Raw genomic sequence first — 12,338 nt, 5'->3', positions numbered from 1 at the left:
AACGCTGCCGATTTGCAAATAAAGGTTATTTTTGTGTGTATGAATAACGAAGACAAGCCCCGTTTGGCTATCGACATGGACGAGGTATTGGCCGATACCCATCACAAGTTTTTGACGCTTTATCACCGTGACTACGGGATCGCGATGGATATCCATCAGGAGCCAGGTAAAGAATTGCACGAGAACTTGCCTCATGACCTTAATGGACAATGGAAAATCTACATCAACGAAAAGGGATTTTTTCGAGATATCCCGCCGATGCAAGATGCCATTGAGACCGTGAAGGCTTTGCAAGAACGGTATAACGTCTATGTGGTTTCTGCGGCCATGGAGTTTAGGAATTCGCTGGAGGATAAGTTGGATTGGCTCGGTGATCACTTTCCCTTTATCCCCTGGACGCATATCTTGTTTACCGGCGAAAAGATCATCGCTGCAGATATCATGATTGACGATCGCATAAAGAACTTAGCCCGTTTCGATGGTCGTAAACTGCTCTTCACATCGCCTCATAACCTGCTTATTACGGGCTACGAGCGAGTGAATACTTGGAAAGAAGTGGCCGGGCTATTATTGTAGAAACAGAAAAGAAAGGCGGCTTGGAAAAAGCCGTCTTTCGATCTTCTTTTTAACCTATTTTAAGCTTTTTCTGAATGTCCTGCACGTACGCTTTGAATTTCTTATCCGTTTCTATCAGATCTTCAACGGTTTGGCAAGCATAGATGACCGTGGAGTGGTCCCGGCCGCCAAAAAAGGCACCGATGGACTTCAAGGAGGTTTTCGTGTGGTTCTTGGCTAAGTACATTGAGATCTGACGGGCTTGTACAATCTCACGTTTCCTCACCTTTGATTTCACCATTTCCACGGGTACTTCGAAATAATCGCACACGAGCTTCTGGATGTAATCCATGGAAATCTCTTTGTGTGTATTCTTAATGAAGTTTTTCAACATGGACTTGGCGAGATTGAGGTCGATTTCCTTTTTATTTAACGTCGCCTGGGCCAGCAATGATACCATGGCGCCTTCGAGTTCGCGCACGCTGTTATCGATCTGATTGGCCACATATTCGATCACGTTGTCAGGTAGCTCAATGCCGTCGGTATACATTTTCTTTTTAAGAATGGCCATGCGTGTTTCCAGGTCAGGTACCTGTATGTCGGCAGAGAGCCCCCACTTAAAGCGGCTTAATAAGCGCTCCTCTAACCCAGCCAAATCCTTTGGTGGTTTGTCCGAGGTGAGAATAATCTGTTTGCTGGACTGGTGCAGGTGATTAAATATATGGAAAAAGATGTCTTGTGTACGTTCTTTTCCGGCAAAGTTGTGCACGTCATCCATAATGATGACATCCATTGCCTGGTAAAAATTGACAAAGTCGTTAATGGTGTTGTTCTTCAAGGAATCTACGAATTGCTGGCAGAATTTTTCGCAAGACACATAGATTACCAATTTGTCCGGCAGATTGCGCTTGATTTCATTGCCGATAGCCTGTGCAAGATGGGTTTTGCCAAGCCCTACGCCGCCATATATCATCAACGGATTAAATGATGTGCCGCCGGGCTTACTCGCTACGGCAAAGCCTGCAGAACGCGCTAAGCGGTTACATTCACCTTCAATGAAGTTGTCAAAACAGTAATGCTGGTTTAATTGTGGATCTACTTGCAGCTTTTTAAGACCGGGAATGACAAAAGGGTTTTTGATATCCTTGTTAAGCGCCACGGGTATGGGGATTGACTGCTTCTTGGCTTCCGCTCCGTTGCCGCTTGACGGAATGTTTGTGGTATAAGGATTGCTGGTAGAAGATTTTTCCACCACAATATTGTATTCCAATCGTCCATTTTCCCCGAGATGCTTTTTGATGGTCTTGCGTAGCAACCCTACATAATGCTCCTCAAGCCATTCATAAAAAAACAAACTTGGCACTTGAATAGTCAAAACGTTACCTTCTAAGCGTACGGCCTTAACGGGCTCAAACCAGGTCTTATAACTTTGTGCAGGAATATTGTCTTTGATGATTTGTAGACAGCTATTCCATACGCTCGTGCTCGTTTTTTCCATTCGTTATTTCTTAATAAGTTGATTTACAATAAATGATCGAAAAAATGTTGATAACTTCTTCGTGAAACGAAGATGGCAAAAAAAAATCAGCTAAAAAATTAAAAATTAAAATATCAAACACAGCATTGTAAATCAATAACTTAGGTGTATTTTTTTGTAAAAATTACAATCAAAATATAGGGGCGTAAAATTTTTAACAATTGCAGGCGAGCTACAAATGCATGCGTTAAAGTTAAGTAAAATTAAAGCAAAGAAATAGTAAAAAATAAATAAAATCGAAGGGTTGTTCAACGCGTCTAAGATGGCGTTACTGCCTTTTTCCTAAAACCTATCCAATTAATGCCGAGTACGATAATGAGTATCAACAGGCCACCTAACTCACGGGTTTCTTCTATCCATGGTTGGTCTGCTTCCATGCGCTGTACGAGTGCCGAGGCACGCTCATGTTCAAACCAATAGATGACCTCGTGCCGGATGAGCAGGAGGTAGATGGCATACCCCACGTAAACGACAAGGCCTAAAAGATAACCTTTGGCAGGATAGCGCTTATTGATGGCCAAATAACACAGCCAAGCCGCATACAAATAGATCGGAATCCAAAGAAATGGGTCTTCATCGTTGTATTGCAGTGCTGCGCTGACAACAAATAGGGCACAAAACAAGCCGTTGAATATTTTCATATACGCTAATTGGTTATTGATGATTGTTTGCTTTTAACGGAGTCAAATAAGACCGCAACGCTAAAATCTTGCTAATGTTTTTAAGACGTGCGATAGATACATTGCTACATGCCCCCAAATCTAAAAAATCTAAGGCAATTGTGGGTGTACCGACCAAAGAATAAATAAAGGGGAAATTGAAAAATTTCAAACCTTTTGTCTGGTCGTTTGTTTCATATACCAGAAAGATGTGCAGGGAGTGCTTGAGCCAATCAGGCTGAGATGATATCCCCGAACCTGAACTGGATAATGCCAGCGCAGGGAAAGCGCGTCGGTACGACGAGAAGTCGTGCAAACCCTATTCTAGCTATGGTTAGAATAGGGTTTTTTGATTAGGCCTCTATCTCTTCATACGCGCTTAACGGGGGGCAAGCACAGATGAGCATTCTATCCCCTTGCGAATCGTTGACGCGCCCAACCGCGGGCCAAAATTTGTGTTCGCGGACAAACGGCAGCGGGAAAGCGGCCTGCGAACGCGTATAAGGCCTGTCCCATTCATCTGCGCTCACCATTGCTACAGTATGTGGTGCGCCTTTCAATAAGTTGTTTGTTTTGTCGGATTCATCACGCTCAATAGCGGCAATCTCTTTGCGGATAGCAATAAGTGCATCGCAGAATCGGTCCAGTTCCGCTTTGGATTCCGACTCGGTGGGTTCCACCATCAGCGTGCCTGCCACAGGAAACGACACAGTAGGTGCATGGAAGCCGTAGTCCATAAGCCGTTTGGCGATATCGCCGACTTCCACTCCGGCGGCTTTGAAGGAGCGGCAATCCAATATCAGCTCATGCGCACAACGGCCGTTAGCCCCGGCATACAATACAGGGTAATGCCCTTCCAAGCGCGCCTTAATATAATTAGCGTTCAGAATAGCATATTTTGTGGCATTTGTAAGTCCCTCGGCTCCCATCATCGCAATATAAGCATGCGAAATCAGCAGGATGGAAGCTGACCCCCAAGGTGCAGCCGATACGGCGTTGATACCTTGTTTTCCGCTGACTGCCACTACCGCATGGTTAGGCAAGAACGGCACTAAATGTTCGGCTACACCGATAGGGCCCATGCCGGGGCCACCCCCGCCGTGCGGGATGCAGAATGTTTTATGTAGATTCAGATGGCATACATCTGCGCCGATAAGGCCCGGGCTGGTCAATCCCACTTGAGCATTCATATTGGCGCCATCCATATATACTTGGCCGCCATATTGGTGAATAATCGCGCATATCTCAATAATAGGCTCTTCGAAAACACCGTGCGTAGATGGGTAAGTCACCATCAGTGCCGAGAGGCTGGTGGCGTATTGTTCAGCCTTGGCGCGCAGATCGGCTACATCGATATTGCCCCGCTCGTCGCATTGTACAACGACTACCTTCATGCCGGCCATACTCGCTGAAGCGGGGTTTGTGCCGTGTGCAGACGACGGGATCAGTACTACGTTGCGATGGGCGTCACCGCGGCTTTCATGGTAAGCGCGGATAACCATTAGGCCAGCGTACTCGCCCTGTGCTCCGGAATTGGGCTGGAAGCTTACCTTGGCAAAGCCGGTAATCTCACAAAGCCATTGATTGAGCTCATTGATGACTTGCATGTAACCCCCGGTTTGATCTGCCGGTGCAAATGGGTGTAGGCCGCCGAACGCGGGCCAAGTGACCGGTACCATCTCGGTGGTAGCATTAAGCTTCATTGTGCATGAACCCAGCGGGATCATGGAATGGCATAGCGATAGGTCCTTGGCTTCCAAGGATTTGATGTAGCGTAGCATCTCGTGCTCGGAGTGATAGCTGTTGAACACAGGGTGAGTGAGAAATGCTGACGTACGACGTAACTCCTGTGGGATAGCCGAAGACGCCTCAGTTGCCGATGCATCCAAATTGACATCGTTAAGGGTTTTGCCTTTTAGCTTGGCAAAAATGCGGACAAGTGTCTCAATGTCTTCATATGTTGTCGTTTCGTCAATGGTGATACCAGCAACGCTGCCTTGGTAATGCAGGTTTATCTCGTTGTTAAGCGCCTCAGCATGTAGTGGGCCAGCCAATTCGCCGAGTTCGATGCGTATGGTGTCGAAATAGGTTTCATTGAGTTGCTTATATCCCAACTGTTGTAATGCGCTCGCCAATAAAACGGTCAAGTCATGTATACGATCAGCGATCAGCCGTAATCCCTTAGGGCCATGGTAAGCGGCATAAAAGCCCGCCATGATTGCTAAGAGCGCTTGCGCAGTACAGATATTGGATGAGGCTTTATCGCGGCGGATATGTTGTTCACGCGTTTGCAATGCCATGCGTAGTGCATAGTTGCCGCTGGAGTCTACCGTTACGCCGATGATCCGGCCCGGAATATTTCGCTTATACGCATCCTTGGTGGCAAAATAAGCTGCGTGGGGGCCGCCAAACCCCATCGGTATACCGAAACGCTGCGTGCTGCCTACAACGACATCAGCACCCCATTCACCCGGCGGGGTAAGGAGTGCTAGGCTCATTAAGTCGGCAACGGCACAAATGGAAATATCCCGGGCGCGTAAGTCTTCGGCAATAGCGGTATAGTCGACTATCGTGCCGTCCCCGGCAGGGTATTGGACAAGCACACCAAAAATGTTATCCGTATCGGGCATTTCTTGAGGGTTGCCTACTAAGAGTTCTATACCGTAGGATAATGCCCGTGTATGCAAGACATCAAGCGTTTGAGGGAAAATGGTCGAGGAGACGAAATACGTGTTGGCGGCTTTGTTCTTCCGGAGTCCATATTGCATAAACATAGCCTCGGCTGCAGCCGTAGCTTCGTCAAGCAGCGAAGCATTTGCGATCTCCATGCCCGTCAGGTCAATGACCATGGTCTGGAAGTTCAATAAAGCTTGCAAGCGCCCCTGCGCTATCTCCGCCTGATAAGGGGTGTATTGCGTGTACCAACCGGGGTTTTCAAATACGTTGCGTTGAATGACGCCAGGAAGAACGACATCATAGTATCCCTGCCCAATGTAGGATTTGAATACCTTGTTCTTGTCGGCTATCGCCTTGATTCTACGCAGGTAAGCTGTTTCCGTCACGGCGGGCGGGAGTGCTAATGCCCTTTTTGCCCGTATTTGTGCCGGTACGGTTTCGTCAATCAATTGGTCAAGGCTTTGGACGCCCAAGGCATCCAACATAGCGGAGGCTTCATCAGCACTGGGGCCAATATGCCGCTCTTCAAATTTTTCCTGAAAATGTATCTTACTCATGGGAATGTTTCACTACCTGGGTGCAGCCATGGTGCTTGCCAGCAAGCAGACGGTAGTTCTTTCGCGTGCAAAGATACAGATTTTGGCGTGAGAAATAAAGTGGATAAAAGTTTTTGGAGGCAGGGGGTTAATGGTTGTTTTGTGTTTGCCTTTCGATGATGTCCGTCATCTTATCCAACAGCCTGATGGCCATGCCTTCCTGTGCTTGGGCAGCAGTTGTTGAAGAATGTGATAGCCTGATGCTGTGTTTTTTGCCTTTGTCTTGAACTGTCAATACGTAGGTGATGCCATCTGCACAATGTCCGCACTCATTGATGTCTAAGGAGCCGAAATCGCCGGTGGCTAAGATTTCTTGAAGCTCTTCAAGATCGCGCGGATCGGTTAGCCATTGTTTCTTTACGCCGGTTTCGTCCTGGCAGCTTGCATAGTGGATCCATAGTGAGTTGTTCTTGCTTATGGTAAGGCTATCATTAGCAGCACACCAGCCTACGTACGTGCGCAGGGATATTGCGGGTTCTTCAAAAGACAAGAAAGCTTCATCAGCCGTGTGTGATTTTTTCGTGCAGGTCACAATAGCTGGCAAGAATAGTAGGGAAATGCGGAATAACGTGGTTAGTTTCATTGACGTCGGGTTATTTATTGCTGTTCGAAATAAATAACGTAAGGCAAGGGGATTTTGCTACAAGTAAAAACGCATAGGTACGTAGCCAAGGGTCACAACCTATGCGTTTTTTAGTTAAGATTTACTGGATTAAGCCAATAACCTTACCGGCTCCTCCAGCAAGGCCTTGAGCGTTTGCAGGAAAGCTGCGCCCGTGGCACCGTCCACTACACGGTGGTCACAGCTGAGCGTGAGTTTCATAATATTACCCGGAACGACGGCGCCATTCTTGACCACGGGCACTTGCTGTATACCACCAACGGCAAGAATGCAGGCATCGGGCGGGTTGATGATGGCAGTGAATTGATCGATGCCAAACATGCCCAGGTTTGAAACGGTAAAGGTAGAACCTTCCCAATCTGCGGGTTGTAACTTCTTGGTTTTTGCGCGTTGCGCGAAATCCTTTACCTCTGCCGAAATGTGTGATAGGCTTTTGCCGTCAGCAAACCGAACTACGGGTACCAAAAGTCCGTCTTCTACAGCTACAGCAACACCAACATTTACGTGTTCGTTATACCGGATTTTATCGCCTAACCACGAGGCATTTACTGCCGGGTGCTGTTTCAAAGCTACTGCCGCTGCTTTGATAACCAAATCATTGTATGATACCTTCAGCGGAGCCACTTCATTTATCTTGGTACGCGCGGCAATGGCGCTATCCATATCGACCTGGATGGTCAGGTAGAAATGAGGTGCCGTAAATAAGCTCTCCGAAAGGCGGCGGGCGATGGTTTTCCGCATCTGGGTAACCGGTTTTTCGGCATAGCGTTCCTCGCCTACATATTGAGGAATATTGATGGTGGCTGCTGGAGCCTCGGCCGCCGCCGTAGATGCAGGGGCCTGTGCAGATGATTCCGTAGATTTAGCCGGTGGCGTGAAGGACTCCACGTCCTTTTTGACAATCCGACCGCCATCACCTGTACCTTTTACATCGCCAAGGCTGATACCTTTTTCTTTCGCAATCTTGCGGGCTAGGGGCGAAGCTTTCAAGCGCGAATCTGCGGAAGTACTTACAGGTTCGTCTGCCGCCTGTTTGGCGGGCGCGACGTCCACCGAATCAGCGGCCTTTTCAGTCGACTTCGCTTCTTTTTTTGTTTTTCCTGTATGCTGTTTGAGCAGTGGTGTCACATCGGTGCCTTCCTTGCCTACGATAGCAATGATGTCATTCACTTTGGCTGCTTGGCCTTTTTCCACGCCGATGTAAAGCAAAGTTCCTTCGGCATAGGCTGTCACCTCCATTGTCGCTTTATCGGTTTCGACATCCGCAATGACATCATCGCTTTTAATCGTGTCTCCTACCTTGAAATGCCATTCAGCAATCACACCTTCGGTCATTGTATCACTCAGAAGAGGCATTGTAATGACTGTAGCTCCAAGCGATTCGGCGGTTACTTCCTCGCCGGCTTCTTCTGGAGCTTCCTCGGCTTCTTTTTCTTCAGCGGCACCTGTTTTGTTATCAGGTTTTTCCTCTTTCTCGCTTTTTCCGGTGCTTTCTCCGTTCAACAAGGCCTGATAATCCTCTCCCTCTTCGCCTAATACAGCAATAACCGCATCTACGGGTACCGCTTCCCCCTCTTTCGGACCAATGTATAATAACGTTCCTTCTTGGTACGATTCAAAGTCCATGGTTGCCTTATCGGTTTCCACTTCTGCTATCAAATCGCCGGAACTGACTTTATCGCCTACTTTTTTGTGCCACTTCGCGATGACCCCTTCCGTCATGGTATCGCTCATTTTGGGCATTTTTACTACTTCAGCCATGTTGTATTGCGGTTAATCCTTATTTAAACGTTATTTAGCTACTTCTAAATCTCAATCCATGACAAACGGGTAATCATCCTGAACATACACGTCCTTGTACAGCTCTTCCGGCTCAGGATAAGGAGATTCTTCGGCGAATTTAACACATTCATCAATGGTCTTTTTTACTTCAGCTTCCACTTCAGCAAGCCAATCTTCGTCTGCATATTTCTTTTCAACGATGACGGCTTTCGTGGTGATGAGCGGATCGCGTCCCTTGTATTCTTCCAGTTCTTCTTTGGTGCGGTACTTGGCGGGATCTGACATTGAGTGGCCTTTATAGCGGTAAGTGCGCATTTCAAGAAAGGTTGGCCCTTCTCCGCTACGTGCGCGTTGGACAGCTTCATCCATGGCATTATGGACAGCTACGACATCCATGCCGTCTACCGGTGCGCTTGGCATATCAAAGCCTAGCCCCATTTTATAGATATCGATCATGTTGGTGGTACGCGCTACAGATGTACCCATCGCATAGCCGTTGTTTTCGCAGACAAATATTACGGGTAGCTTCCATAGCATGGCCATATTCAGTGCTTCGTTGAAAGCGCCTTGTCGTACAGCACCATCGCCCATGTAGCATACACATACGTTATCTGTGCCGTTGTATTTCTCGGCAAACGCGATGCCGGCACCGAGAGGAATTTGGCCGCCGACAATGCCGTGCCCCCCCATGAATTTGTGCTCTTTGCTGAAGAAGTGCATCGATCCACCTTTTCCTTTGGAACATCCGGTCACCTTACCGTAAAGCTCGGCCATCGCAGCATTGGCCGATACTCCTTTGGCGATAGCATGGGCATGGTCGCGGTAGGCGGTGATCATAGAGTCCTCCGGACGCAATACAGACATGGCCCCAGCGACAACGGCTTCTTGGCCGATATAAAGGTGGCAAAAGCCCCTGATCTTTTGCTGCCCGTACAATTGTCCGGCCTTCTCTTCAAATTTACGCATGAGCAGCATAGACTTATACCACTCCAAGTAAGTCTCTTTCGTTATAGGTGTCGAACTCATTTCAACGTTTATTAGCTAATCAAATTTTTGGAAGGCAAACTTAGATAAAATTGTTGTTATATGCAATTTGAAGCGGGGGCATATCTCATAAATATGTAAGTATTTAGGTGATATTGACCTTTTTTCGAAAGTTAGCCCTTGATATTCGTTACAATTTATTTTAACTTTATTTGTTTTTTGATTTTGACACACCACAAATGAAGTATCACAAACACCTGTTAAGCGCAAAGCGCTTTACTGTCTTAGCGGTGATTTTGTTGTTTTTTTCCGCATTCGTTGTGGTCAAAGATGACCTGTTCCTTATCAGTAAGAATCTGGATATTTTTTCTGCGGTATACCGGCAGATTAGCCTCAACTATGTCGATGAGACCGATCCCAATACACTAATCAAGACGGCAGTGGACGCCATGCTTGATGAGCTGGATCCCTATACGGAATATGTGCAGGAGACCGATATAGAAGATTACCGGTTAAAGTATGTGGATACGCGGTATGGCGGCATCGGAGCCTCGGTATTTGAGCGCGACCAGCATATTTATCTGTCTGAGGTCAATGCTGGGCAGCCCGCGCACCAAGCAGGGCTTGAAGCCGGCGATGAGTTGGTCAGCATTAATGGCACGTTGCTCAAAGAAAGGTCTACCGGCGAGGTAAGTCATTTGTTGAGAGGAGCGGATCATAGCGATATCCGGCTTCAGATACGAAAGCCCGGTCAAGATAATTTGCAGGAGCTCACTGTTACCCGGAGCGTGATACGGCAACCTAATGTTAGTCATGTCACCTTATTGGATGGAGGCATTGGCTACATCAAGCTCGACAAATTTCTTGAACAATCGGCTAAGGAAGTGGAAGGGGCATTGCGTGAGTTACAGGAAAAGGGAGGGCTTCAGGGCTTGATTGTTGATCTACGCAACAATGGAGGGGGAATTCTTCAGGAAGCAGTAAAAATTGTCAATCTGTTTGTCCCGCAGGGTGAATTGGTGGTGAGTCAGAAAGGGAAGAACGCTTCTAAGGCATACAGTTATCGCACGATGGCTAAACCGGTGGCGTCGGAAATTCCGTTGACTGTGCTTATCAATGGTTATTCTGCGTCAGCTGCAGAGATTGTGGCAGGTGCATTGCAGGACTTGGATAGGGCGGTGATTGTAGGTGAGCGGAGTTTTGGCAAGGGGCTGGTACAGCAGACATTTAACCTTCCGTACAACAACTTGGTAAAAGTCACCGTGGCTAAATATTATACGCCTTCCGGAAGGTGCATACAGGCGCTCGATTTTGTCCACCGGAATAATAACGGTGGTTATGTCCGGATGTCCGACTCGTTAATCAATGCATTTCATACCAAAAAGGGCAGGGTGGTATATGATGGCAGCGGGATCTACCCGGACATCACTGTGGAGAAGGCGTCATACAGCCCGGTTACGCAAGCATTATTGAGTCGCTATTTGATATTTGATTATGCAACTGCATTCAAGCAGAAACATCCGCGGATAGCCGATGCAAGCGTATTTGAAGTGGATGCTTCGTTATATGCGGATTTTATTCAATTTTTGGAGGGTAAAGATTATCGTTATGCCACCGAAGTGGAAGCCCTATTGCAGCAGCTGAAAGTGTGGGCAGAGGAAGAAAATAAGTCGGAGGAGATCCTTCGGGAGGTTGCGTCACTAACCCAAAAAGTGCGTGTAGGTAAGCAAAGCGATTTGACCGACCATCAAGTTGAAATTAAACAAGCCCTGGGCAGCGAAATCATTTCTCGCTATTATTATCGCAGTGGGCGGACGACATTTTCATTGAAACACGATGCACAATTGCAGCGTGCTCATTCGCTATTAACGGCTCCGACTACAGAATATTACAGTATTTTAGATGGAGAAGGAGCATATAAAACGATAGGCCGGCCAGCGGCGCTTTTGGCGGCTGTGGCAGACCTTCACCAATAAAAGGGCTGCAGGCTATTCTCCGATGGCGTAATACTGGAATCCCATATCGGCCAGCCTGTTGGCCGCAAGGAGCTTTCTGCCGTCGAAGACGAACGGGGGTTTCATCATGTTTTCCCTGATGCTGTTCCAGTCATAGGTTTTGAACTCATCCCATTCGGTAAGTACGGCGATGGCATGTGCCTGCCGTGTTGCCTGGTAGGGGTCATTTACGACGGAGACCAGCCTTCGGTTTTCCTCGGGGCTCCTGGAGCCGAGGTAATCCAGGTCTGCATAGACCTGCTGTGCGGATACCTTGGGGTCGTAGACGACGATGTTGGCCTCCTCGTTGAGCAGGGCATCGGCCACGTAGATGGCAGCCGACTCTCGGGTGTCGTTGGTGTCTTTCTTGAAGGCCCAGCCGAGGAATGCGATTTTTTTTCCGGAGACGGTGTTGTACATGGTCTGCACGATGTTGTCGGCGAAGCGCCGTTTCTGGTGGTCGTTCATGGTGATGACCTGTTCCCAGTAGTGTGCGACCTCATGCAGGCCGTATGTGCGGGCGATGTAGACCAGGTTGAGGATGTCCTTCTGGAAGCATGAGCCGCCGAAACCGACGGAAGCCTTGAGGAACTTTGGTCCGATTCGGCTGTCTGTACCGATTGCGCGGGCCACCTCGTCGACGTTAGCCCCGGTTCGTTCGCAGAGTTCGGAGATGGCGTTGATGGAGGATACGCGCTGTGCGAGGAAAGCGTTTGCGGTGAGCTTGGAGAGCTCGGAAGACCAGAGGTTGGTGGTGAGGATACGTTCGGGGGGCACCCAGGAAGCGTATACATCCACCAGGGCCTGGACGGCCTCGGGGTTTTCCCCTCCGATGAGCACCCGGTCTGGGTTATGGAGGTCCTGTATGGCGGTTCCTTCGGCGAGGAACTCAGGGTTTGAGAGGATATGGAAGCTGACTCCGTTTCCGGTGTT

General features: G+C 48.1%; 9 protein-coding genes and 1 riboswitch. Of the genes, 2 read left to right on the top strand and 7 right to left on the bottom strand.

All coding sequences use genetic code 11. The annotated features are described in order from the left end of the window. Positions 1 to 39: 39 nt before the first annotated feature. Entirely contained in the window at positions 40 to 576 is a 537-nt protein-coding gene (locus B5X72_RS19995; RefSeq protein WP_233632799.1) for a 5' nucleotidase, NT5C type, read from the top strand. A 49-nt stretch (positions 577 to 625) separates the two neighbouring features. On the opposite strand, the gene dnaA is transcribed toward B5X72_RS19995, so the two are convergent. From dnaA to pdhA, 6 genes are all read right to left on the bottom strand, one after another. Next, positions 626 to 2,053 (bottom strand): chromosomal replication initiator protein DnaA, encoded by a 1,428-nt coding sequence (dnaA, locus tag B5X72_RS19990; protein ID WP_079718710.1) that lies wholly within the window; start codon positions 2,051 to 2,053, stop codon positions 626 to 628. 296 nt (positions 2,054 to 2,349) lie between these two features. After that, positions 2,350 to 2,733, bottom strand: a complete 384-nt coding sequence (locus B5X72_RS19985; protein ID WP_079718709.1) for a transmembrane 220 family protein — start codon at positions 2,731 to 2,733, stop codon at positions 2,350 to 2,352. A 224-nt stretch (positions 2,734 to 2,957) separates the two neighbouring features. Then, positions 2,958 to 3,054: riboswitch (TPP riboswitch) on the top strand. 50 nt (positions 3,055 to 3,104) lie between these two features. Next, positions 3,105 to 5,984 carry an aminomethyl-transferring glycine dehydrogenase gene (gene gcvP / locus B5X72_RS19980; RefSeq protein WP_079718708.1) on the bottom strand — a complete coding sequence of 960 codons (2,880 nt, stop codon included), beginning with the start codon at positions 5,982 to 5,984 and terminating at the stop codon, positions 3,105 to 3,107. Positions 5,985 to 6,111: 127 nt separating this feature from the next. After that, positions 6,112 to 6,606, bottom strand: coding sequence for a hypothetical protein (locus B5X72_RS19975; RefSeq protein WP_079718707.1), 495 nt, complete (start codon positions 6,604 to 6,606; stop codon positions 6,112 to 6,114). A 129-nt stretch (positions 6,607 to 6,735) separates the two neighbouring features. Continuing rightward, positions 6,736 to 8,406, bottom strand: a complete 1,671-nt coding sequence (locus B5X72_RS19970; protein WP_079718706.1) for a pyruvate dehydrogenase complex dihydrolipoamide acetyltransferase — start codon at positions 8,404 to 8,406, stop codon at positions 6,736 to 6,738. Between the two features lie 51 nt (positions 8,407 to 8,457). Next, positions 8,458 to 9,453 (bottom strand): pyruvate dehydrogenase (acetyl-transferring) E1 component subunit alpha, encoded by a 996-nt coding sequence (gene pdhA / locus B5X72_RS19965; protein ID WP_079718705.1) that lies wholly within the window; start codon positions 9,451 to 9,453, stop codon positions 8,458 to 8,460. Between the two features lie 197 nt (positions 9,454 to 9,650). On the opposite strand from pdhA, the gene B5X72_RS19960 reads away from it, so the two are divergent. Further along, on the top strand, positions 9,651 to 11,387 hold the full coding sequence (locus tag B5X72_RS19960; RefSeq protein WP_079718704.1) for a S41 family peptidase: 1,737 nt from the start codon (positions 9,651 to 9,653) through the stop codon (positions 11,385 to 11,387). A gap of 12 nt (positions 11,388 to 11,399) precedes the next feature. Here the strand turns inward: B5X72_RS19960 and B5X72_RS19955 are convergent. Then, the coding region (locus tag B5X72_RS19955) for a nucleotide sugar dehydrogenase (RefSeq protein WP_139378797.1) at positions 11,400 to 12,338 on the bottom strand (939 nt) is incomplete at its 5' end.

Origin of the sequence: Parapedobacter luteus (assembly GCF_900168055.1) — a bacterium.
In the GTDB taxonomy this organism is placed as follows: Bacteria; Bacteroidota; Bacteroidia; order Sphingobacteriales; family Sphingobacteriaceae; genus Parapedobacter; species Parapedobacter luteus.
This window is presented reverse-complemented; position numbering and strand designations above follow the sequence as displayed.

What these genes read in the sequence shown, in the direction of transcription:
- B5X72_RS19995 (WP_233632799.1), top strand. Translation starts at nt 40, where the DNA reads ATGAATAACGAAGACAAGCCCCGTTTGGCTATCGACATGGACGAGGTA.
- dnaA (WP_079718710.1), bottom strand. Translation starts at nt 2,053, where the DNA reads ATGGAAAAAACGAGCACGAGCGTATGGAATAGCTGTCTACAAATCATC.
- B5X72_RS19985 (WP_079718709.1), bottom strand. Translation starts at nt 2,733, where the DNA reads ATGAAAATATTCAACGGCTTGTTTTGTGCCCTATTTGTTGTCAGCGCA.
- gcvP (WP_079718708.1), bottom strand. Translation starts at nt 5,984, where the DNA reads ATGAGTAAGATACATTTTCAGGAAAAATTTGAAGAGCGGCATATTGGC.
- B5X72_RS19975 (WP_079718707.1), bottom strand. Translation starts at nt 6,606, where the DNA reads ATGAAACTAACCACGTTATTCCGCATTTCCCTACTATTCTTGCCAGCT.
- B5X72_RS19970 (WP_079718706.1), bottom strand. Translation starts at nt 8,406, where the DNA reads ATGGCTGAAGTAGTAAAAATGCCCAAAATGAGCGATACCATGACGGAA.
- pdhA (WP_079718705.1), bottom strand. Translation starts at nt 9,453, where the DNA reads ATGAGTTCGACACCTATAACGAAAGAGACTTACTTGGAGTGGTATAAG.
- B5X72_RS19960 (WP_079718704.1), top strand. Translation starts at nt 9,651, where the DNA reads ATGAAGTATCACAAACACCTGTTAAGCGCAAAGCGCTTTACTGTCTTA.